General features: G+C 40.7%; 21 protein-coding genes and 3 pseudogenes. 7 read left to right on the top strand and 17 right to left on the bottom strand.

From position 1 onward, the window contains the following. Positions 1–40: 40 nt before the first annotated feature. The 13 genes and pseudogenes from PGLA_RS26840 to PGLA_RS13800 form a co-directional block, all read right to left on the bottom strand. Positions 41–310 carry a GNAT family N-acetyltransferase gene (locus PGLA_RS26840; RefSeq protein ID WP_281197314.1) on the bottom strand — a complete coding sequence of 90 codons (270 nt, stop codon included), beginning with the start codon at positions 308–310 and terminating at the stop codon, positions 41–43. Between the two features lie 314 nt (positions 311–624). Further along, complete coding sequence (locus PGLA_RS13850) at positions 625–2,034, bottom strand: alpha/beta hydrolase family protein (protein ID WP_068533665.1); 1,410 nt, start codon at positions 2,032–2,034, stop codon at positions 625–627. Positions 2,035–2,110: 76 nt separating this feature from the next. Continuing rightward, positions 2,111–2,464, bottom strand: a pseudogene (locus PGLA_RS26835) (serine hydrolase domain-containing protein); the annotation flags it as partial. Positions 2,465–2,793: 329 nt separating this feature from the next. Next, positions 2,794–3,045 carry a hypothetical protein gene (locus tag PGLA_RS26830; protein WP_245699894.1) on the bottom strand — a complete coding sequence of 84 codons (252 nt, stop codon included), beginning with the start codon at positions 3,043–3,045 and terminating at the stop codon, positions 2,794–2,796. A gap of 73 nt (positions 3,046–3,118) precedes the next feature. Further along, positions 3,119–3,232: pseudogene (locus PGLA_RS28985) on the bottom strand (class I SAM-dependent methyltransferase); the annotation flags it as partial. A 235-nt stretch (positions 3,233–3,467) separates the two neighbouring features. After that, positions 3,468–4,691: an MFS transporter gene (locus tag PGLA_RS13835; protein ID WP_068533661.1), complete on the bottom strand. Its 1,224-nt coding sequence runs from the start codon at positions 4,689–4,691 to the stop codon at positions 3,468–3,470. A gap of 92 nt (positions 4,692–4,783) precedes the next feature. Next, complete coding sequence (gene trxA / locus PGLA_RS13830; RefSeq protein ID WP_068533659.1) at positions 4,784–5,101, bottom strand: thioredoxin; 318 nt, start codon at positions 5,099–5,101, stop codon at positions 4,784–4,786. 155 nt (positions 5,102–5,256) lie between these two features. Continuing rightward, positions 5,257–6,183 carry an NAD(P)/FAD-dependent oxidoreductase gene (locus PGLA_RS13825; protein ID WP_068533657.1) on the bottom strand — a complete coding sequence of 309 codons (927 nt, stop codon included), beginning with the start codon at positions 6,181–6,183 and terminating at the stop codon, positions 5,257–5,259. 113 nt (positions 6,184–6,296) lie between these two features. Beyond that, positions 6,297–6,695 (bottom strand): Rrf2 family transcriptional regulator, encoded by a 399-nt coding sequence (locus PGLA_RS13820; RefSeq protein WP_068533654.1) that lies wholly within the window; start codon positions 6,693–6,695, stop codon positions 6,297–6,299. A gap of 457 nt (positions 6,696–7,152) precedes the next feature. Continuing rightward, the gene (locus tag PGLA_RS26825) at positions 7,153–9,015 is read right to left on the bottom strand and encodes a M56 family metallopeptidase (RefSeq protein WP_084411081.1); all 1,863 of its coding nucleotides are present in this window, start codon (positions 9,013–9,015) and stop codon (positions 7,153–7,155) included. Then, entirely contained in the window at positions 9,015–9,425 is a 411-nt protein-coding gene (locus PGLA_RS13810) for a BlaI/MecI/CopY family transcriptional regulator (protein ID WP_068533652.1), read from the bottom strand. Before PGLA_RS13810 ends, PGLA_RS26825 begins: the two co-directional genes overlap by 1 nt. Before the next feature lie 681 nt (positions 9,426–10,106). Continuing rightward, a complete protein-coding gene (locus PGLA_RS13805) occupies positions 10,107–11,174 on the bottom strand; it encodes a HAMP domain-containing sensor histidine kinase (protein ID WP_084411079.1) in 1,068 nt (355 codons plus the stop codon). After that, a complete protein-coding gene (locus PGLA_RS13800) occupies positions 11,171–11,845 on the bottom strand; it encodes a response regulator transcription factor (protein WP_068533650.1) in 675 nt (224 codons plus the stop codon). The genes PGLA_RS13805 and PGLA_RS13800 overlap by 4 nt, the downstream gene beginning before the upstream one ends. Positions 11,846–11,995: 150 nt before the next feature. On the opposite strand from PGLA_RS13800, the gene PGLA_RS13795 reads away from it, so the two are divergent. Beyond that, entirely contained in the window at positions 11,996–14,368 is a 2,373-nt protein-coding gene (locus PGLA_RS13795; protein ID WP_068533647.1) for an ABC transporter ATP-binding protein/permease, read from the top strand. Positions 14,369–14,479: 111 nt separating this feature from the next. On the opposite strand, the gene PGLA_RS13790 is transcribed toward PGLA_RS13795, so the two are convergent. Beyond that, on the bottom strand, positions 14,480–14,998 hold the full coding sequence (locus PGLA_RS13790) for a GrpB family protein (RefSeq protein ID WP_068533645.1): 519 nt from the start codon (positions 14,996–14,998) through the stop codon (positions 14,480–14,482). Between the two features lie 131 nt (positions 14,999–15,129). On the opposite strand from PGLA_RS13790, the gene PGLA_RS13785 reads away from it, so the two are divergent. Beyond that, positions 15,130–15,918: a helix-turn-helix domain-containing protein gene (locus PGLA_RS13785; protein ID WP_068533643.1), complete on the top strand. Its 789-nt coding sequence runs from the start codon at positions 15,130–15,132 to the stop codon at positions 15,916–15,918. Beyond that, positions 15,915–16,541 carry a GNAT family N-acetyltransferase gene (locus PGLA_RS13780; RefSeq protein ID WP_068533641.1) on the top strand — a complete coding sequence of 209 codons (627 nt, stop codon included), beginning with the start codon at positions 15,915–15,917 and terminating at the stop codon, positions 16,539–16,541. Before PGLA_RS13785 ends, PGLA_RS13780 begins: the two co-directional genes overlap by 4 nt. A gap of 323 nt (positions 16,542–16,864) precedes the next feature. Here the strand turns inward: PGLA_RS13780 and PGLA_RS13775 are convergent, their stop codons facing one another. Together PGLA_RS13775 and PGLA_RS13770 are read right to left on the bottom strand one after the other, a co-directional pair. Next, positions 16,865–17,395, bottom strand: a complete 531-nt coding sequence (locus tag PGLA_RS13775) for a GNAT family N-acetyltransferase (protein WP_068533639.1) — start codon at positions 17,393–17,395, stop codon at positions 16,865–16,867. 117 nt (positions 17,396–17,512) lie between these two features. After that, on the bottom strand, positions 17,513–18,154 hold the full coding sequence (locus PGLA_RS13770; RefSeq protein ID WP_068533637.1) for an FMN-dependent NADH-azoreductase: 642 nt from the start codon (positions 18,152–18,154) through the stop codon (positions 17,513–17,515). Positions 18,155–18,369: 215 nt separating this feature from the next. On the opposite strand from PGLA_RS13770, the gene PGLA_RS13765 reads away from it, so the two are divergent. Continuing rightward, positions 18,370–18,879, top strand: coding sequence for an RrF2 family transcriptional regulator (locus PGLA_RS13765; protein ID WP_068533635.1), 510 nt, complete (start codon positions 18,370–18,372; stop codon positions 18,877–18,879). 296 nt (positions 18,880–19,175) lie between these two features. Here PGLA_RS13765 and PGLA_RS13760 read toward each other — a convergent pair whose 3' ends face one another. Then, entirely contained in the window at positions 19,176–20,147 is a 972-nt protein-coding gene (locus tag PGLA_RS13760) for a LacI family DNA-binding transcriptional regulator (protein ID WP_068533633.1), read from the bottom strand. Between the two features lie 156 nt (positions 20,148–20,303). Between PGLA_RS13760 and PGLA_RS13755 the strand changes: the two genes are divergently transcribed. From PGLA_RS13755 to PGLA_RS26815, 3 genes and pseudogenes are all read left to right on the top strand, one after another. Further along, entirely contained in the window at positions 20,304–21,494 is a 1,191-nt protein-coding gene (locus tag PGLA_RS13755) for an MFS transporter (protein ID WP_068533631.1), read from the top strand. 22 nt (positions 21,495–21,516) lie between these two features. Next, positions 21,517–22,308 (top strand): Cof-type HAD-IIB family hydrolase, encoded by a 792-nt coding sequence (locus tag PGLA_RS13750; protein WP_068533629.1) that lies wholly within the window; start codon positions 21,517–21,519, stop codon positions 22,306–22,308. Between the two features lie 552 nt (positions 22,309–22,860). Further along, positions 22,861–23,148 (top strand): annotated as a pseudogene (locus PGLA_RS26815) (IS110 family transposase); the annotation flags it as partial. Positions 23,149–23,151 lie beyond the last annotated feature (3 nt).

Raw genomic sequence — 23,151 nt, 5'->3', positions numbered from 1 at the left:
CCTATAATTAAAATTCTTTATAGCTTCATTTCATCGAATTCTAGGTAAATATTTTCTTTATCCATACCGACTTCAACGAAACCAAGCTGGCGTAAGAGTCTTTCGCTACAGGATTATTTGGGTTGTAACAGATCTCGATCTCTTCTAATCCACCTGTCTGCTTAATTTCATCAAGGGCTAGCAGCAGAGCTTTGCGCCCGATGCCCTTATATTGATAGTTCTGATCAACCATAAATCGCCAAATGGATATTCTCCGTTTTGTTTCAGGCACCCACATGAAAAATCCGACAGGCTTGCCGTCTAAACAAATTGCGCGTGTTTGATAGGAGGTGTATACAACAAAAAGTATACTATAAGAATACTATTGGTTGACATACTTCTACATCATATCGATAATAATCCCTTTCCTTAACAGCATGAAAAATAGCAAAATGCTTTCCGTTCAAAATTGGATTCATTTGATTTACAGAGCCCGATTATTACAGGCCATTGTTGATGACACCGCCATGTTATATGCCAATTCAGAGCAATTGACTGATAAATAATTTTTTTTACCGCTTCGCCGAATATATTAAGAAGACTGCAACCGGACGTCCCGAACATCTCCAACGGTGCATTCTTACATTAATTTGTTTGTAAAGTAAATTTCGGGTGATCACCGATGGTTTGCTCTAATAACTTAAATGGCTGTTGTTTTATATAGTGATTGAAGAAGTCCAGTGAGTAATCGTTAATAAGGCGATGAGCCTCTCTTATATCGACTCCTTCCAACTTTTCATATAACGGTGAAAGCAGATGCGAATCAGAAAAACCGTAATGCGTCATATTTTTAAATTTCATCCAATAATTTTTATTATGTGCAGCATCGTTATTCTTTGTCATGATCGTCTCTATAAATCCGCCGAAATCCGAATTATCCGTGCTCTCATCAGCAGTCATCATCATGAATGGTTTCTTCAATCCGCCTACGGAAATTGAACGTTTACCATACGGAACACCATCCATATTGATAGCTGCTTTAATTCTAGAATCCTCCATTACCATTTGAGTCGTTGCTGCCCCACCGAATGAATGACCAAACATACCTATATTTTGCATATCCATGCGGCCTGTAAAACGATGATCTGGATCAGCTTTGGCCAACTTTTCTACTTGATCCAGTACAAATTTAGCATCTTCCACCCATATTTCATTAGTTTGGTTTAATTGAGCAACTGAATCCGAGTCATCCGATATAAGATTAGCTACTCGCCCATCTGGAAAAACAGAAACCATACTGTTATAGGTGTGATCTATACCTACGACAATATATCCATGACTAACTAACTGTTCGATCTGGAAAGTGTTCTGATTTTTGTGTCCACTGAAGCCATGTGAGAAAATAAGTACAGGATAAGTAGATTCCTGATTGGATATCCTCGCATTTTCAATGGCATGTGTTTTAACATATCCAAAAGTTGTAAATAAAAGTTTAGGTAGATTCATCATGCTACCGTATGCCTTGGCAAATACATCCGCATTAGAATGGTACTTAACCCCTTCACCTTCAGCTGTAGCATCAGCAGGATACCAGATTTGTACCATTAACTCTCGCTTGTCGCCAGATTCCGGTGTCAGAGTTTCTTCCCGCTGATTATCCCGCCAATCATAGGTTACTGTACCAATTTTGTACGAGCCTGTCGGCTTCTCAAAGGTGAACACTGGAAGTATAAGTGGCAGAGCCACTGCTACGGATGAATAAATCACAGCTAGCGCTGTTAGCGTAATCCGCTTTACAGAGGATGCCTTTATAGCTACTCTCTCCTCAGGCTTGGATTTCAATCTGCTGGCTAGAATTACTAGTGGGACTACTGTCATCGTATAGGCAGGAATCATTTGCCAACGCATGCCTTCAATAACCCCATGCAGCAATGTAATGATGGCGGAAATACCAAAACCAATAAGTAACTGACGCTGCGATTTGTTCTTAGCGAATATGAACCAACCAAATAGAAAAATATTGAAAACAATCAACAACATTTCAAAAAACCTCATAATTTTATGACCTCCGCATGATGCTAGTTTGTCCATTTGCTAAACGCGAGCAGTTGGAAGATTGGTAGGATAGCGATCCACAATTGCTGTAGTCAAATTTTGTTCCCACTGAGAATTTTTCATTTTTTATAGTTTTCAAGGTGTTCTAGCGATTCTTTCGCGGTTAATTTTTCAGTCTCGTTAACACCCATTGCTCCAGCTAAATACATATAATCAACTAATCCGCTTGAACAAGATGTCTTATTGTCACAGGTTGCGCATGTGTTCCAAGAGAAGGTACATACTTCAAAATTGAATCATCTAGACTCAATTTACCTTCTTTCTCTAGCAGTAAAATTGCAAATGCTGTGAATTGTTTAGAGACTGAAGCAATATTAAAAATCGTTTTTGTCCTTATCGGCAGTTTTTTCTCTATCGAATCCAAACGAACGCCGTAACCTTGTACACTCTTGTGTACAAGATTTCTTTAAAAAGGAGAACTCCTCTATCGTGAGAGCTTGAGGATAGCTCAAAATTTTGAGCGGTAATTCAGGATGCCCTTTCTGAAGAGGAGGTTGCACATGTTCAAAGGATTAAGACGAAACCCCAATCGCTCATAAAAACATATTCTTTGCTGTGCCAAGTCCGTAACAGGAGGTTACACTTCCAATAAAATTGGCTTTACGGACTCTTCGATATACTTAAAAGTATCTTTACTGCCACCATGGCTATTAATATCTTGCTTTTCCAATTATGAGTGATATTCGACGACGATAATATTCATTTTTGTTCCTCCTTCCTACAAACGGTAATAATGGATGAGGATAAAGTAGAAAACGGAGTTTTATCCCAGTCTAAATATTGGCTTTCAATACAAAATCCGTGGCTTGTTAACATAGACTTAAGAGTATCATTATCAGTAAAACGACATGCAATTCGGGAAGTAGATTTCTTATATCCCCAATCACGGAAAGTAACCCAGTGCATGATATGATTTCTTTCATCATAAGATTGCGTTCCAGATACCTTCACGTGAAATCCATCCTTATCTATAAATTATCCCCAAGTTGTTTCTTCTTGGCTTGATAAGTCAGTTCCCATAGGGTTACGTGTGAAAAATTGCAGTCAAACCTTTTGCTTTAATCCGTGCATATTCAAGCATTGTTGAAGAAATATCAACACCAGTAATATTTATACCAGACTGTGATAAAGGTATTGTTGTTAATCCTGTACCACATGCAAGCTCTAGAACTTCTCCTGGGTTCGATTTAGCAAGTTCAAGATAAAAATTATTTTTTTAATCTCACCACCAAATTCTAGATCATAATTTACGGGGTCTCGATATTCTTCAAGATTATTGTGCTCGCTTAGCATAGTATCACACACCATTAACAAATATTCTGAAGTAATATAACTCTCACGATAGCATTTATAACGGATTCTTCAAAGTGTATTCAAAATGGTGTTATAGACTTCTTTTTAGCTTTACTAAGTTCATCAACCACTGGTGATACACGTTTAACAAAAAATGTAGATAGAAATCCCAACAGTAAGAAGCATGCCAAGATTGAGAAAGTGAGGACGTAATTATCCGTTCGGAGCAGCTGAATGGCTAGGATTGGCCCAATGGTAGCACCTGAATTCACTACAACCGAATAAATAGAAATCGCCGCACCTCTTGAGGCTCCGCCTAGTTCACCGACCAGTGAAACCAATGAAGGGATGGCGATTGCAATGCCGGATACAAATACGACGCTCATGACAATAATAAACACCATATTTGCACCAAATCCTAAGAGGATCAATCCGATAGCAGATAGGATTATTGAGCTTCTAAGTATCGGTAGCACGCTATATCGCTTAATCAGACCGCTGGAAAAAAGAGACACAAGCATCCCTAAAATCCCTACTAAACGCACATATAAAATCTGTTGGTTCGTGAATCTGAAAAGAGAACTGCTTAAAAATTCCCCCAATGTAGTGTACATGCCCACAAAGGAAAGTAGCATGACTAATGCGATTACATAAGCAAACCATAGTGACCTTTGCGCAAGTGTCTTTCTCATTTGATTAAATGCATTCGCAACACTAGTGCCGTTCGGCGGGAGATTTGGTATAAAGAATAATATTAGTAGTGTTAATAAAAAATAAATCGCCGCCAAAATGATGAACACATACTGCCAACCTAGATGAGAAGTGACGAAGCTACTGTACACTTGCCCAATAATTCCAGCCATTAGAAAACTTGTACTCATGCAGCTAACTGCAAATAACCTTTTATTTTGCGGGAACAATTCCATCACATAGGGAAGCACTACGGGAGAGAAAGTAGCTGCAGTCAAGCCTTGTATTCCTCTGAAAATAATAACTGAGGATAAACTGCTTTGAAACCCTAGAAAGATAGTAACAATCGTTAACGCAGCTAATCCCCAAAGCATGATTTTTTTTCGGCCAAAACGATCAGATAATGGTCCAAACAGTAAGCATCCAATAGCAAAACAAAGCGTAAACATGCTGCTTATCCATACAGTTTCCCCTTCTGAAACCGAAAAATCCTGTGAAAGCACGGGGATTAAGGGGATTGTAACATACAAGCTTGACATAATTACCAATCCCGCAAAAAACAATAACAATATAATGAAAGAATTAGGTTGTGCTGTTTTATCTAACTTCTTCATTCATTTTATCTCCTCTTAAAATTTTACTACTCAACTTAACGAAAGCCGCCGATTGGGCCAGCGGCTTTCGTTGGGAGTTTTACGTTGTTTAATTATTTTTTATCTGATATGAATTGTTTTAATGTATCAATATGAACAGCTCCAACAAATTTATCGATCGGCTCACCATTTTTAAAAAGAATCGTAGTTGGAAGGCTCATAATTCCATAATGAGCGGCAGTATTTGGTTGTTCGTCTACATTGACTTTTAGCACCCTCACTACTTTGCTATACTCCTGATCAAACCCCTCGAGTATAGGTGCAAAAGAGCGGCAAGGTCCGCACCAAGGCGCCCAAAAATTAACTAATGTAATACCTTCATTTTTCAAATCACTTTCAAAGGTTGTATCCGTAGAGTGACAAATAGTCATGTGTATCTTCCTCCATTTCATAATTTTTCACTACCAATAATGAATCGACTGGATATCATCACCTCCTTAAACAACACGTTTGAAATCGTAAAGCTTTGCTACGTACATCCCCAATCCAACTCCATGAAGATATTAAAGACTTTTTATATCCGTAATTAACCCGTAGGTGAACTCCCGCGATTTGTAAAATCTTCCTCCGTCAAATCCATATTTACGCTCATTGCGGTTCGGCTGCCGTCCGCTGCAGCATAAACCACTTGGGAAGGAGCCACGTACGAAGTATCTCCAGCGATATACAAACCAGGTATTGCTGACCTCCCCTTTCCGTCCGTCTCAATCCCGCCCGAGGTCGTCATTCCACAGCCTAATCGTTCTGCGAACGGAATGCTTTGCACAAATTTAGGAGTCACGAAGCCGCCAGCCCTCGGAATTTGAGTTCCGTCTGCAAAGCGAACATGTTCAAGCTTCCCATTTTGGCCAATGAAGGCTACAATAGGTTGCTCCATTACCACAATATCCTTTGATTGAAGCTGCTTTTTGTGCTCATCTGACAGGGACGTCTTGCCGTTCGTACAGACAACCAAATCCTTGCTCCAATTGAGAAGCAGTTTAGCCGTATGAAATAGGTTTGAATAGTCGGAGACAACAACAAGCGGTTGATCTTTGAGCTCCCAGCCGTCGCAATAGGGACAATTGAACAAGCTTTTCCCGTAAAGCGGATAAAAGCCTTCAATATCTGGATATATCTCCTTTACGCCTGTTGCCAAGATCAGTTTTCGCGCCTTAAGGTGAAGGCCAGCAGAATCAACTAACTCAAATCCGAATTGGGTAGTGTCAACGGAAACAACTTCGTTTTGAAGATGATCGACTAACGGATAACTTTTAACCTCCTCAAGAGCAATTCTGCGGAACTCGGACGGTGTTACGCCGTCTCTCGTAATAAAGCCATGAGACGCATGTGTAACAGCATTTCTGGGTCGATTGTTGTCAATGATAGCCACGCTTCTCCTTGCTCTTCCAAGGATGAGGGCTGCATTCAACCCGGCCGGTCCTCCACCAATAATGGCGCATTCGTAAATCATGATGCTCAGCTCCCTTATATAGACTTTAAAGACTCATTATATCTATGATTAGATAAAAAATATTTTTATATTATCAAACTGCTCTCCTCCTTTCAATATAAAATGGCTCAACCTTAAATCTGCGTTTGCTTTTGGACCAGATCCGTCAACTTCGTGTTTTTAAGATGGCTTTCCATTTTCTCTTCCGCTTCCTTCATTACAGCTTGAATCGTGCATTCGTCGCCGTGGACAAAATCACATTCAAATAAGGATGCGGTTCCCTCAATAGCGTGGATAATATCCAAAAATGTAATGTTGTCTTTTTTGCGAGATAAGCGATATCCTCCGTTGACTCCAGAAACAGACTCGATCATCCCTGCTTTCACGAGCCTTGTTAAAATTTTGGATAAATAGGTTGGTGAAACACCTTGCAATTCTGCTAACTGCTGAACACCTATCGGCTTAACTGGAGAAGCGTCAAGGAGCGCGAGCATGGTGTGCAAAGCATAATTTGTTGCTTTTGTAAATCTCACGGTAACACCCCATTCAAAGACTTGATGTATCTATAATATCCTCGAAATTGTCAATGTGTCAAGTTGTACCTTTTTATGATTTTCGCAATATATGCGGTTCGATGCTCACACTCATTGCCATCGCGTGTAGTGAGCCGCCGGAGGATTATTGCCGCTGGTCCGTTCGGTTGCTGCCAACCGCTTGAAGAAGCGCAAATTGACTGCGTCATGGCGGACATGGACCGATAACGGGGAACGGTGGGATAACCGCCGTTTTTCGCTCCCCCCCTCGATTGGCATTAGACTTCTCGGGCTGTTGGCGTGCCTGACACACAAGCGCTCACGACAATGACGGTGATTTTTCGCACCGACAAAGTACGTGAGCGCTGAACATTTTCGTTCCGCATTTTGGTTATCTATAACGTCTAATTCCACCCCCCGTTTGCCGCTTTAAGCCAGACGTCAAGGACAGCACGTTTTATTTGGCATCCAATGTAGGTCTTATTACCGTTTCTTCAACCAAGGTGCCCTTTTTGGTCGTGTGGTGATTGACGAAGCGGTAATTATTAGATTGATTATCCCACTTCACTTCTCTAAGTGTAGCCCCTTTGAAATTAGCGTCTTGATTCAAGACCGTTTTTGGCACTTGCGATTCAATTTCGTTCGCGTCGTCAAATTCCATGACTATCTGGCTTACACGTAAATCAGTTTTGTTTTGCGAAAAGTCGCTACTTAGTTGAACGGTAAAGTTCTTTCCAGTCAAGGCATACGTTACAAGATCTCTTAATTTAGCATTCTTGTCATCATAGTATCGATACATGATCACTTCTTTGTCAAATGCGTAGGTTATGTTTGGATACAGCTTTTTCAGCTCTTGAAGGGCCTTATCCTGATCCTTTTTACTGATTTTATGGAGTGGGAGCTTCTCGCTAACAGTTATATACTTAACGTCTTTAGTATCAAATAAGATTCCAAATTTTCCGTCTACCGATTCAACTTCCACAAACTCCGTTTCGACGGCATCATAACTGAACTCGCCAACATCCTGTAACTTGACCTCTTTCCCTGCTACTTGCTTTAACACTTTTTGCAGCTTTGCGGCTACCGTTTGGTCGAGCTGAATCTTCTTCTTCTCTGGTTGCTGCTGATCTTGCGTAGCCTCAGCAGCTTTTGAATCCTGCTCTGCTTGCACGGAAGCCTTTTGCGGTATGCTCGCGGCGTTGCTTTCCTTAGCGTTCACCAACGTCACGCTGCCAAGCGCGAGAATCATTCCCAACCCCAAAATGGACAGACGATAGGATTTTTTGTTGAATTGTTTAATCATTATAAGTCTCCTTTTCATTTCTTTATGTGTCGCGGACAAGCCGGCAAGCCCCGGTTGATGATTGCCGCCTGAAAAATGCTCCAGCACATGAATAATGGTTTGTCCGTATGCACTATTTTGCTGCGGGCCCATCCGGTCCAACACGCATGCATCGCAGGCCATCTCCTGGGCCTGTCTTGCTTTATATGCGGCAAGCCATATCAATGGATTAAACCAGTGGAGAATAAGGATGATGTGTATCACCCAATTCACTGCCACATCCCGCCGCTGAATATGTGCGAACTCATGCGCCAGAATATATTGAAGCTGCTTCTTCCGCAACGTGACGAGCAGTCTTGGCGAAATGACGACCGCAGGTTCACGAAAACCGACTACGGCAGGTCCAGGAATCCGTTCCGATGCTACAAACCGAACTTTACGATTTATGCCCAATAGCTGCTTCGTCTCTTGAAACGCTGCCGATAAAAATGGCGTTTCGATGGATCGACCTGCACGCAGGGCCCGCTTTAATCGAAGCTGGTCGTATACCGTTTTCGCAGCAAGAAACAATACCCCCGCAAACCATACCAGCATCAGCCCATTGGTAAATCCCAGTTGCTTGATCTTATTCCACCAGAAGCCGCGCTCCTGCACGGTTCCCGATTCATGGGATAGAGCAGGTATTCCCGAAATTTCGCTTGTTTCCGGTTTTAAATAGCGTTCACCATGAACCGCCGCCTCACTTGCTCTCCCCGCTTCCCTCAAAACCGAAGGATCTTGGGTCTTCTGATGAATTCCGGGCGCTATGGCCTCCAGAGACAAAACATTGTACAGGCTAAGCGAAGATTCCGGCGCCCAAGGAAGCAGCAGACGAATCGCCACAGGCAGCCAAATCAAATATTTCCATCTAGCTTCTAGCTTGTTTTTTAATAGAAACTGCAGGATCAGGACAAGTAGGACCAGGGTGCCGGCCATAAATGATCCGCGGATCACCCAGCCAAAAAACGATAACAAGCTTGCATGTAATGTTGGACCCATCAGCTATCTCTCTTTTCCGGCCCGCCGTCTATGCAGTTTTCGTCAAATAAAGCCTTCAGATCCTCGATTTCCTGCGCATTCAGCTTTTTATCCTCTAAAAAATTGGCTAACATTGGCTTTAATGCACCTCCATACAACTTTTTCACAAAAGATGTGGTTTCAGACCGTAGATATTCCTGCTCGCTGATGATGGGGTAAAATAGCTGGGTACGCTTCGAACCCTTTTCCAGCTTTGCCCCCGCTGCTTCCTTCTGCACCAATCGATTCAGGAGTGTCCGCGTTGTGTTTGGGCTCCAGCCCATTTTCTCTGCCATCTGCTTTACGACTTCGCTGGAAGGGCAATCCCGATTTACCCATAACACGCGCATAATTTCCAGCTCTGCATCCGTAACCGCTGGTATTTGGTTCATACATGTAACCTCCAAGGTCAATTTATAAGACTACGTATGTAGTTATAAATCCATCCTACATTTGTAGTTTGGTAATGTCAACATATTGTTACATGCAAAAATCCGTTCATTTTGTATAGCTCCTCCCATATGATTATCATACAAACTACAACTGTAGTCTACTTCTTATATACTACAGTTGTAGTTATATGATGTCAATACCTTTGTTACAAAAAAATTTCATCTTACTATGCCTATTTTGAGAGCGGGCTAAAGTCCAATTGTTGCGATTGTGCATCCTTTTCAGGCGCTATGTGAGGGCATCCCCTTCACGCGATTTTGGAGAATTTCGGGGTTTGTCAAGTGTTTTCTTGAGAAATCAGCCACATTTTAAGCATATTTTTTCCAGATCGAAATAGGGATGCATAAAAAAATCCCCCTACGAAAGTGGGAGGATTGCAGATTAGGTGGCGCAAGGAAATCCTTGCCCCGCCTGCCTCGGCGAATGCCGAGAGGCTATTATAGCTATTATTTTGGACCAGTCTTGGTCATTGTGTTATCACCTATTTAATGAAAGAAAAACTTTCGCTCAAAAAAGTGATTTGTGTAGGTACAGCCCCCCTTTTCGGATTGTATTTAAACAGTTGTCTGCAGTAGGGTAAATGATTTACCCCACTGTTTGTTATTCATGAAAACAAACTTTTATAAAGGCAATAAAACGGTAAATATGCTGCCTTTACCCGATTCACTTTGAACACCAACGTCACCGCCGCAAAGTTCCACTATGCGTTTTACAAGTGGAAGTCCAAGTCCGTATCCTGTTTTGGAATGAGAAGTATCGCCCTGATAAAATTTATCAAAAATATGAGCTTTAGTCTGATCGTCCATGCCAGGTCCGTCATCTTGTATAACAAACCGAATCTTGTCATTTTCATAAGCAAGGGTAATATTTATAAAGCCACCTTGATAGGAAAATTTAATGGCGTTATCTAAAAGATTAAGCCATATCTGCTGTGTCAAATCTTCATTTCCGCTATAAATCACCTTATCTAAGTCCACATTTACGGTAATCTCTTTTGCAGACCATTTGGGCTCCATTAAAACGATAGACTTTCTAATTTGTTCATCCAGCCTGAACGGGGCTTTATCCGCAACAATTTCAAGGTTCTCGTATTTTGACAAAGTAAGAACATTGGTGGAAAGTGCAGCTAAACGCTCTGATTCCGTTATGATAATGTCAAGATACTCCCGTCGTTCTTCGTCCGAAAGATTATTTTCTTTGAGCAGTTTTGCAAAGCCACGTAAAGATACGATAGGTGTTTTAAATTCATGGGAAAAGTTGTTGACAAAATCGCTTCTCAGTGTTTCAATGCTCGAAAGTTCTTGTGTCATTTTATTAAAGCTCTGAGACAATTCTTCCAATTCTCCAATGCCTTTTAGATCTACCTTAACGCTAAAGTCTCCTCCGGCCACTTTATGTGTGGCATCAATTACCTTGCGGATGGGATTCAGCGCTTTTTTGCTGAGAAAGGCCGTAAGTGCAGTTCCAAGCAAAATGCAGAGACCAAAGGTTATAAATAACGGGAATAGAGGATTTCCATTGGTTCCTCTCGAATTCTGTGCAAAATGACCAGAAAGAGAAATAACGCCAATATGCTGTAATAAGACGACACTTCCTCCAATCAGCACAAATGTTGACACCATAACACCGAACACAAACATCACCAATGTTATAGCAAGACTCAATCGCTTCTTAATAAATTCTCTCATGTTTTTTTCACCGCCTTATAGCCAAGACCCCGAACTGTAACAATATCAAACTCTGACCAATCTCGAAATCTGTCCCGCAAGCGGTTTATATGAACATTAAGTGTGTGGTCATCGGTTTCGGATTCCATTCCCCAAATCTCATCCATAAGTTGAAGACGGGTAAAAATCATATTCGGATAAGAAAGCAGCTTAAATAATAGGTAAAACTCTTTTTGCGGCAGTGCAATAACCTTATCTTCACGGGATACAGTGAGCGCATCATAATCAAGTACAACCTTGTCGACTGTTAGCTTATGTTCACTGGCAATCTTTGCTCTGCGAAGAAGTGCCTTAATACGAAGTACCATCTCCTCCTCATCTACAGGTTTTGTCATATAATCATCCGTACCAACAAGAAAACCCTTCCTTTTGTCCTTTGGCTCCTGCTTAGCTGTAACCATCAAGATGGGCAGATTCTCCCATGAAAGCCGGAGTTGCCGCGTTAATTCATAGCCGTCCATATTCGGCATCATTAAATCAAGTACTACTAAATCAAAGTGCTGCTGTTCCATTAAATTAAGTGCGATGATGCCGTCCTCCGCCCAGTATGTTTCAAAACCGTTCTGTTTTAAAACGGCACACATTAACTTTCTGGTGTTAGTATCATCTTCTACGACTAATATTTTCAGCATATTCAATGCCTCCATTTACCTTATTATTGCTAATTAATTTTACCATCAAAAAGTAAACTGAAAATCAAGTGTATTGTTCCATCCAATTGATATTCAGTTTACTTTACACTGCTACCCTATTGGTACACACAAAAAAATGGAGGAATGTTTATGCTGAAACTCAAACTGGAGAAAATTAAAAAAACATATAATAGCGGCGAAGTAGTTACCGCCTTAAAAAGTATATCACTTGGATTTCGAGAAAATGAACTTGTTTCCATACTCGGTCCGTCGGGCTGTGGTAAAACCACACTTCTTAATATTATTGGCGGTTTAGACCAGTATGATAGTGGCGATTTAATAATAAACGGTTTGTCCACAAAAGAATATAAGAACAGTGACTGGGATGCTTACCGTAACCGTTCTATAGGCTTTGTATTTCAAAGCTATAATCTAATCGGACATCAAACGGTATTGCAGAATGTTGAAATCGCTATGACTTTATCTGGCGTATCAACTTCCGAAAGAAAACAACGGGCGAAGCAGGCACTAATAGAAGTCGGGCTTGCAGACCATTTGAACAAGACGCCAAATCAATTGTCTGGCGGTCAAATGCAGCGTGTTGCCATAGCAAGGGCGCTCGTGAACGACCCCGATATTATCCTTGCGGATGAGCCGACCGGAGCACTTGACAGTCATACCAGTATTCAAGTTATGGATATTTTAAGGGAAGTGGCCAAAACACGTCTTGTCATCATGGTGACCCATAACGGTGAACTGGCAGAGGAATATTCAGACAGAATTATCCGTTTTTTAGACGGTGAAGTTCAGTCGGACAGTAATCCAATTGTGGAAGCTGAAACAGGAAAAGCATCCGTACAATCACCCAAAGAACAGAAGTTTAAGAAAACCTCCATGTCACTGATAACAGCAACGGTGCTTTCCTTTAAAAATCTACTGACAAAACGAGGCAGAACGCTTATTACAGCATTTGCAGGAAGCATTGGCATTATCGGTGTTGCGCTTGTTTTGGCTCTTTCAAACGGACTGTCTACCTATATGAGCAGTATGCAGTCCGATACACTGAGCAGCTTTCCCATCACCATCGGCACAGGCGAGCAAATTATAGATTTGACCGAACGTGGTCCTGATGGTCTTGAAGGAAATAATGATGCTGCAGGATATACAGAATATCCGAATGAAAACGTTATGTACTCCTATGACAGTGAGAAAAACAGTACAAAGCATAGAAATATCATTACCGAAGATTATCTTAATTATATCGGAAAACTTGAAACTGAATTACCTAATGCAGTCAACAACATTTCCTATATGCACGGAGTAAACATCAATTTGTTGGCAAAAGGACAAGACACAGCCGTAAAGTTTGAAACAACTTCAGCTCCAAGCGGAATGGGAATGATGATGGGTAGCAATAGCACCTACTTGCAGGAGCTTCCTGAAAATAATGACTTTATTTTATCTCAATATGATTTAATTGGTGAAGGAAGCAGGATTCCTACAGGAAAAAACGAAGTCGTTTTAGTTATTGATAAATATAACCGCATTGACAAAGCATTTTTTGAAAAACTTGGTATTACTGAGGATACCGAAAATTATAAGCTGACCGATTTTATTGGCAAAACAATTTTAAAAGTAATACCGAATGATGATTACTATACTAGGAATGGTGATTTATTCACTGCGGCTGCGCCTACAGATTATGAAAAGCTATATGACAGTAATACTGGAACAAAACTCACGATTACCGGCATTCTGCGTTCCAAACAGGATGTGTCAAGCAGCTATTTGTCACCGGGTATTGCATATACCACGGCTCTCACCGCAGCTGTAGTTGAAGATGCGCAAAAGAGCGAAATTGCAACCGCCCAAAAAGATTCGGATAAAGATGTTATGCTTGGCACCCCTTTAGACAATAAGGCGAAGGATAATGCATTGATAATGCTTGGAGCTGATTCCACTCCAACGGGTATCAATATTCATCCAAAAGATTACGAAAGCAAAGACAAGATAAAGGAATACCTTGATAAATACAATGATGGTAAATCAGACGATGATCAACTGATTTATTCTGATATGGCGGAAATGATTTCTTCCATAACAGGAACACTACTTGATACCGTAACTTATGTTTTGACCGGATTTGCTGCTATTTCTCTCTTGGTCTCCACAATTATGATCGGCATCATAACGTATGTTTCGGTAATTGAGCGCACCAAAGAAATCGGCATCCTTCGCAGTGTGGGTGCACGTAAAAAAGACATTTCAAGGGTATTTAATGCGGAAACGCTGATTATAGGATTTACTGCAGGAATGATTGGGGTAGGTCTTTCATATCTGCTTCAAATACCGATCAATAGCATTATATCTAATCTGGCAGGAATTTCTGGAGTTGCAAATCTTAACCCACTTCATGCAGCAGTGCTTGTTGCCGGAAGTATGATACTCACCTTAATTGCTGGATTTATTCCATCAAGAATGGCTGCAAAGAAAGATCCAGTTGTTGCACTTCGAAGCGAATAGCATTCTTTAAAAGCTAAGCCGCCTACCTGGCATGAATAAAGGAGAACACATATTATGACTATATGTGTCCTCCTTTTATTCAATTAAAGCGCCCAATAACGATGTTTGATTTCAGCGAGTAGTCCAATGCCATTTCAGGGCTTCTTTTTCTATTTTTTTGACAAAATCATCTTTACCGTCACCATATCCATCAATGTCAGTTGGATATTGGTCTGCAAGCTTTCTTTTTAATTCTCCGTATTCCTTACATATTTCTGGGCTTTGGCGAAGATAATCTCTGAACGATAGGTGCCTTTCGATTTCTTGAATATTATCATACTGGAAAGCATGAATTTGATGAGTGCGATTGTCTCCACCCTTACGGAAGTATCTCCTTCCTTTAATTCCAAATTCGCCCATAACCTCATATCCAAGATTTTCAAATTGTACAGAGTAAGCATCTAATTCATTGATGTCGTTAACTACAAGCAAAATGTCAATGATCGGTTTTGCTTTTAAATTTGGAACAGAAGTACTCCCGACATGAAAACTATTCACAAATACACCATGGAGAATCTCCTTTATTGCATGTTCTTCTTTTAGATATTCGTTTTTCCAATTTGGATCATATTCTACTACTATGATATTCATTTCTTTGCCTCCTTATAAAAATAATTCCACGCAAAATTATATAAATAATTTTAACACAAACACTTGACCTTAGGTCTGACCTAAGGTGTATCGTTAAGATATTCCAAGCCTTATCCTTAGGAGTGAACTTTATGAAAAGTGAAATTACGATTAGTGAATTAGCCAAGCTTATGAACGTTTCTGTTCATCAAATTCGTTATTTTGAAGAGAAAGGTGTTCTTGGGCCCGCTTACACAGATAACAATCAGTATAGAATGTACGGCATCGGGCAAGTATACCAGCTTGCACATATTCTATTGCTTCGCAAGCTGGGAATGTCTGTTCAGTCCATAAATGATTGTATGACCTCCTATTCTGCGGATCAATATCAACAGCTTCTTCATCATTCCTTGCGGGAAGTGGATGCGGAGTTGCTCCGGCTCAAAGAGCTTCAGCATTTCATCAAAAAAGTATTGCATGAACAGCAGAACTTTAATTCGCAGTCCAACCACTATCAAATAAAGCGGCGAGACACCACCTATTTTGAACGTTGGATTGAAATGAATTCAAACACTAAGGTTAATGCCAAACTATTGGCTGAACAAGCGAAGCGCGTTCCGAACTTGTTCGAATCGGACATTCATTATGTATATGATCGTTCGAGCACAATTACCTTATGCTTAGAAACTCAAGGACCTGGCGATTTTTCTTTACCTGGAGGCAATTATCTTTCCATGCAGAGCCTAATTCATGAAGATGATGAGCTCGAACAAATGATTGAACAGTTGTACGACTATGCTGCTGCGCAATCATATACCATAGCTGGCCCCCTTATCCTTGTTGAAAGATCCTATTTATCGTTATTTAGCAAGAACGGGTTGCATTACGAGTTGCAATTCTTGATCGAATCCGAATCGGCAACAAAGGGGGAACCATCATGACTACAGCACCGATAACAATTGAACCCATGCAGACCAAGTATAATCTACAGGTCAGTCGCCTGCTTGTTCAAGGGTTTCGTGGAAAATTTCAAAAGTTAACGAACATGAATGATGACGATCTCGCTCTTTTTTTCGAAAAGCTGTTTGAACATTATCCCACCGAACCGGCAAGTCATAGAATGGTCGCCCTGCAAGATGGAGAAGTGATCGGAACGATATCTATCAAATGGATGCCCGAAGCTGACATAATGCAAAAGCAAGGACTTCCTTCGTCGAAGAGCTTTATTAGGTTGGGAAAATGGAACCTTTTAAAAATGCTGATCGGGTTATCTTTGTTAAATCATAAACCACAAGTTGGAGAATGTTATATTGCAGACATTGTTGTCCATCCGGACCATCGAAGTAAGGGGATTGGAAAGCTATTATTTCAGTGGGCGCAGCATTTTGTGCAAACTGAGCCACACCTAGATGTGCTGAGCTTACACGTCGTAGGTAGTAACCCACGTGCCAAGCATCTATACGAACTCCTGTCATTCCAGACTCATTTACAAAAGAAAAGCTTAGTGCGGCATCTTTTGTTCAATGAATCGAAATGGGATTATATGGTCTTAAATTTAAAATGATATGTAAATTTTTAAAGGGGCTATTGTAACAGCCCTAAGTGTTGGCATGGTGGCTTCAATGGGTACCTTTTTATTAGCAAATGGAGCGAAAAGGTTCCCTGATGTCAAAATTAGAGCAGTTACAATGGTTCCACACAATAATGAAGATGAACAAGTTTAACTACAAAAGACCGTGCATTTATTGACGGTCTTTTGTACGCATAATGAATATGAAAAAAATTATTGAACTAACCAAGTGTAAACTCTGCCCTTCATTCCACGCTCTGTAACGGTAAGTTTTCATGTATGCTACTTACAATTCAAAATAGGCAGGAATAATCAAATCAATCCGATATTAATTTTGAATAGATATTGAGATCGTTAAACTTTCCGTCTACTCTTTCATATTGTCTTAGTGTTCCTTCAAACGTAAAGTCTAGCTTTTGTAAAAGTTTTATTGAATTCACGTTTTCGGGTTCAACTTTTGCTTCGATTCGATTCATCTTTAAAGATGAGAATGCGTAATCTAACAAAGAATAGACAGCTTCTGAAGCATATCCTCTTCCCCAAAATGATTTAGCAATGTCATATCCGATTTCTGCTTTTGCATTTTCAAAATCCAAGGAATTATAACCACAAGAACCTATGATTTCATTGGATTCTATTTTAATTATAGAGAAACGAATAGCTTTTCTGTCTTGAGAAAGATCATCAAGGAGAGTAATCATTTCTTTTGCTTGATTTTCATTAGTTAAACAACTAACATTCATAAATTTAGTAACATCTGGATCAGACCAAATTTTAAACAAGCTAGACGAATCCGACACCTTCATTTTTCTCAAACGTAACCGTTCTGTGTGTAACTCTGTAATCAATACTTTTACCTCCATTATATTTTAATAGTTAGGTTGAAAATATTGACATCTGCGCATAGTTCAGTCCCTTCATATTTGAAGATAGTTTCATTAGGCTGACAAAAAAATTGTTATTTCCTATATCGCTGCTAATTTTAAAGCCTGCTCTTCAGCTTCTTTATATCCTTTTTTTAATACTTCATTTCTATCCAGAATAGCTGTTCCTTGAACTCGAATTGTTTCAAAATCTTCGATACCAAAGTAATTAAATATGGACTTCAAATATTTATGAGAGTATTCCACTTCGGTATACCAGTCATCATTGGTATAGATTGATCCACTAGCTTGAATTACAACCATACTTCTTCCATCTTTTAGAAGACCGACCGATCCAGTATCGAGATATTTAAACGTTTCCTTTGCAATCATAATATTATCCATATAATCCTTTAGTTTTGATGGGATATTAAAGTTATGCAATGGATAAACAATTACATACTTATTAGCACTTTTGAATTGTTTTAATATCTCATTCATGCGGTCTGTAACGTCTTTTTCTTGACTTGTTAATTCTTCACCTTTTGCTTGTTTCGCCCATGCTTTAAGAACAGTTTTATCTAACATGGGTACTTCATCGTCGTATAGATTAATTTGTTCAATAACTTCGTCATTTGGATGCTTCTCTTTGTATACTTTCAAAAAGTAATTAAGTACATCTAGACTTGCTGAGGTTTTAGAATCAAATTCTGGATGTGCATTGATGATAAGTAGTTTACTCATGGAAATTCCCTCCTAAAATTGAAAGTTCATTTAAATTATTGTCGATCATATTAATCGTCGATTATAGTAATCGTCGATTAATATAGTCTATAATAATACTTTCCTAATTGTATGTCAATTTATACAGCGATGTAATTATGTAAATTTACAAAATGAAATTGATGTTATACTATGTTTTTGGTAGCCTATTAACATGAAGGTAGGTGATTTTATATATGCAGTATAGTGTTATGGTTGAATATGCTTTGCATAGCCTTGTCTATTTAATAGACATACCAGAAGAGGAGAGCATAGGAATAAAGGATCTTTCAGAATTCCAAGGGCTTTCAGAAACGTATCTTTCGAAAGTTTTCGGTAAATTGTCTAAGGCTGGAATTGTTAGTTCTACACCTGGTGTAAAGGGAGGATATAAATTAGCTAAGATCCCTGAGGAAATTTCGTTTTGGGATGTAATTGAAGCGGTTGAAGGAAAAAAAACTATTTTTCAATGTAAAAACATATTAAAAACGAATTTAATGTATAGAGATAATGAAGAATGTACTTCATGTACTCAAAGCAATCCTTTATGTTTGATTAACTTGACAATGCTTGAAGCAGAAGAGCATATGCGCAAGGTTCTACGTAATAAAACTCTTGCTTGGTTAAATAAGGAACTGGATCGTGTTTTACCTGAGAAAGTACGAACTGATAGCCAAAACTATTTTAAGAATAAAAATTCAAACTAAAGCAATACAAAAATTTATAATAAAATGTATTTGCAAAGTACTACTCTATTTATTACACTAACCTGCCCCTTTCACGCAATCGACGAGGGGGACGTGAGAAGGATCCGCCGCGGCGGATCCTTCTGCTGTTTTATCGAGCTCCTACAATGGGCTACCAAATGTCGAACGTAAACTTCTTCACGAGCCCCCCCCTCCTCCTATGTGACATTCATGGAGCTCGAACAACCACAAAGAAGCCATTCCCTCAAGGGTATGGCTTCTTTGTAGTGTGGGTAAGAGTGAACTTCGCGCTCATTTTAGGACAACGCACTCGCTTCTGTTCGAGCTCTGAAGTTGAGTTGATGTCGAATCTGAATTCGGGCATATTCATCGCTTAGTAATAGCGAGACAGCTTGCTCGCCAATTGCAGTCTGATGATAATCCACACTTGGGAAACCTAATATTTCACTTATTGGCGTATTCTCCTCGCCAATAATCTCGAAATCTTGCGGGTAACTGTAGCCGTGCGTTTGGGCGGAAGCTATAATTCCTGCAGCGACTTCATCGCCATTCGTAAAAATCGCATCCGGGACGATCGAATTTCGAAACATGAGGTCGCCAACTCTTTTCCCATCTTGATAGTCGAAGCACTGGTCGAAGAACTGACTTTCATACGCTTCGGTGATGGTTTCTTGATACGCCTGAATACGTAATCGCGTGCTAGGACTCGATTGAAAATCTCTTCCCGATGTGAAATGTATACGCTTATAGCCTTTGTTCTTCAAATAAGTGAAGACTTCAATATACGCTGCAAATCGATCTGGGAACACAGACGGAACAAGCTCGACGGGGCAAGCCTCGCAGCATACGATTTTTCCCCACTCGGACAAGGCTAAGATCTGCTCAGGATGAAGTGTATGCGAAGTGAGTAAGATTCCATCGATCATTTTCTTTTTCAATAACGTAAGATAGCTACTCTCTATGACGTTCTCATAATACGAAGGCAGCAAGAGAACTTGATAGTGCAACTCATGCGCTTTCTTCAGAATGCCGTTAATGAGTTCATCATAACAAGAGTTATTGTTATACGGTACAATGACACCAATGGTATTTGTCTTTCCTTTACTTAGCTTCACCGCGTTGCCATTCACCGAATAATTCAATTCCTTCATAACCGCCATAACCTTTTCTTGCTTGTCCTTGGCGACATAAGGATACTCATTGAGAACGCGGGATACGGTTGCAATCGAGACACCTGCCATTCTAGCGACATCTTTGATATTCGCCATAAGGATCCCCCTTTTCTTCTGCATATTCGGAATCATTGTAACATGCCGATTTCTTTTTTAGAAATATGGTTTTGAATGCTTGACTTGAAACGCATTTCATTCTTTACAATGAAAACATCAGCAGGATGATCCCTATTTCTAGAAGGAGGTTAAGGCATGAGAACCTTTGCAATCGCTTCGTATTCATTGTATTTTCTAGCAGGACTTGTCATTACAACGATCGGTTCTGTGATGCCGCAATTGCTCGCTCACTATGAGCAATCTTATACGGTTGGCGGGCAGATGGTATTCGTGAGTGCAGTAGGCTTTATTGCGGGCGTGCCAATTTCGGCATGGCTCATGAAAGTGTTGATGAAGGAAAAATACGTACTCGCGCTCTCTGCGATCGTCATTGCGATTGCGCAGTTCAGTGTATGGTCACTTCCGCCATTCGGCTGGGTTGTGGCATTAAATTTCTTGAATAGTGTCGGTGTAGCAGCAATAGAGTGCGTTGTTGCGACATTGATGATGGAAGTATTCGTGGGCCGTCGAGCTGTGGTGATGAGTTATCTAGAGGTCTCGTTCGGGATCGGTGCGCTCTGTATGCCGCTCATCGCTAGTGTATTGATTGCGAATCAGGTTTGGCGGTATTCCTTCCTCGTGACGGCATGTCTTGGAATCATTATGGCGGTCATATGGTGCTTCATATCTTTTGCCAAGGAGGAAACAGAAGGCGCGGAATCTTTGGATGCCGGCATTGCACCGCCGCCGATGTTCAAGACCAAGCAGATGAAGCGGTACATTCTCTTCGCATTCGTCTTTTTGATTTTCATGTACAGCGGGATTGAGGGGAGTCTGAATCATTTCATGTCCTCCATCTTCCTGAATCATTTAGAGGTTACCCCTTACTACGCCTCGTTGAGCATTGGCTTGTTCTGGACAGCGATGGTGATTGGCAGGGCTGCTACAGGTTGGATTATTCGAAAAGTAAATTATGCGAGTTATTTGCGCTGGAGTATGTTCGGTACGCTCGTGGTGATCGTCATGTTTGCGTTATGGAGAGATGCTGTCGTCGGCTTTATCCTGGTCATCATGATGGGGTTAACGATGTCTGGTGTGTATTCGATCACGATGGTGTATGCGAATCATACGTTTCCCGGCATGACGCGTCTCGTGACCAGTCTGGTTACAGCTTTTGCCGGGTTCGGAGCCGCGGTCTTCCCTGCACTAATTGGATATTCGATGGACCATTCAGGCACGGTGTCTGCGCTGTGGTATATCGCTGGCTTTGCGGCGATCTATTTGATCATACTGCTGCTAGGTATCGGCAGATTCTACCGTAATCAAGCAAACGTGACCTTAAATTAATGCATAAGGGGAGGACTTGAACATGGATGTACAAATCATTGCCGTAGACATGGATGGCACGTTTCTGAATGACCGCAAGGACTATAATCGAGATCGCTTTCTGGATCAGTATGCGCAGATGAAAAGAAAAGGCATTCGGTTTGTTGTGGCTAGCGGGAATCAATATTACCAGCTGCGGTCGTTTTTTCCTGAAATTGAGCATGAAATTGCTTTTGTTGCGGAGAATGGCGCTTATATTATAGACGGGAAAGAGGAAGTGTTCACAGGTCGAATGTCTGATGAGACGATTGCGAAGACGCTGGAGCTTTTGAAACACTATCCTTCCTCGAACATTGCATTATGCGGCAAACAAGGTGCTTACATGCGGCATGATGAATCAGATGACTATTATAACTATTCGAAACAATACTACCATCGATTAAAGAGAGTAGAGAATCTAACGACTATTGAGGATCAATTGTTTAAATTTGCCCTTCGTTTTCCACTTGAAGATCTGGACCAAGCACTTGTGAACTTGAAGCTTGAGTTAGGGGAGGAAGTTACGGCCGTATCATGCGGTCATGGGGATGTGGATATTATTGTGACGGGCATTCACAAGGCTCATGGAATTCAGCTTCTTCAGCAAAGATGGCAGATTGCGGACGATAAGACGGCGGCTTTTGGTGATAGTGGCAATGATGTCGAAATGCTAAGGCATGTACATTATAGCTATGCGATGGAACATTCAAGTGAACTCGTAAAGAGGACGGCGAAATATCAGATCGGTTCGAATAATGCCGAAGCTGTGCTGGATGCGATAGACCTGCTATTATGATAAATAAAAGAAGCCATTCTGATGATGGTCAAGACCCCATTTAGTGGACACTGAAAAAAGACCCTAAGCTGCAAGCTGGTGTCGGTACTCAACCGGCGTCAGCTTCTTTAATTTGAATATATGTCTCAATTCTCCTTTGTGCTTCGTCTAATGTTCGGATATTATAAGGATAAAGTCCTTCCGTTTCAAGTTAGAATATCTCCAAGAGAAAGGGCTGACGCTTCGTTCATTTTAGTGCCATGACTTCTAAGGCGCCTGGATACTCCTGTACTCCACATTTGCAAGACTTCCCCTAGGAACCGTCTATTATTCCACCTCAGAATTAAGGGTATTTCCAATCATCTAAAAACTTCAGTTACTGGAAACGTGAATAAACTGTTCATGGAAATTCGTCCAGTTGGCCATAAGCAGGTCCGTTACCATAAGCAGATCTATTACCATTCCTGTAGAGCGTTAATTATTAGCTTTGCAAAAAATAAGCGCCTCGGTACGATGGGAGTACGCAACGGGTCATAGCCCTTAAAATCCCATCATCCAGGAGGACGCTCTAATATGAAGTTTAAATCGCAGGGCAGACAAAATCAACTCATTGAAAAAATTACCGCCCAGTATCTGGTCGTCGGGATTGACATCGCCCAGCAAACACATGTCGCTCGTGCTGTTAACTTTCGAGAAATCGCGGTCGGTAACCCCCTATCCTTCTCCAATGATGAAGAAGGCTTTCAAATCCTTCTTCGGTGGATCCAAATGTTGCAATCTACTCACGCTTTAACGGCGGATATTGTTGGCATGGATCCTACCGGACACTACTGGTTTAACCTATTCAACTGGCTCTCGGATCGT

The organism is Paenibacillus glacialis (genome assembly GCF_001637205.1).
Taxonomy (GTDB): domain Bacteria; phylum Bacillota; class Bacilli; order Paenibacillales; family Paenibacillaceae; genus Paenibacillus_AQ; species Paenibacillus_AQ glacialis.
The sequence above is the reverse complement of the archived record's forward strand: the minus strand, read 5'-3'. Positions and strand labels throughout refer to the sequence as shown.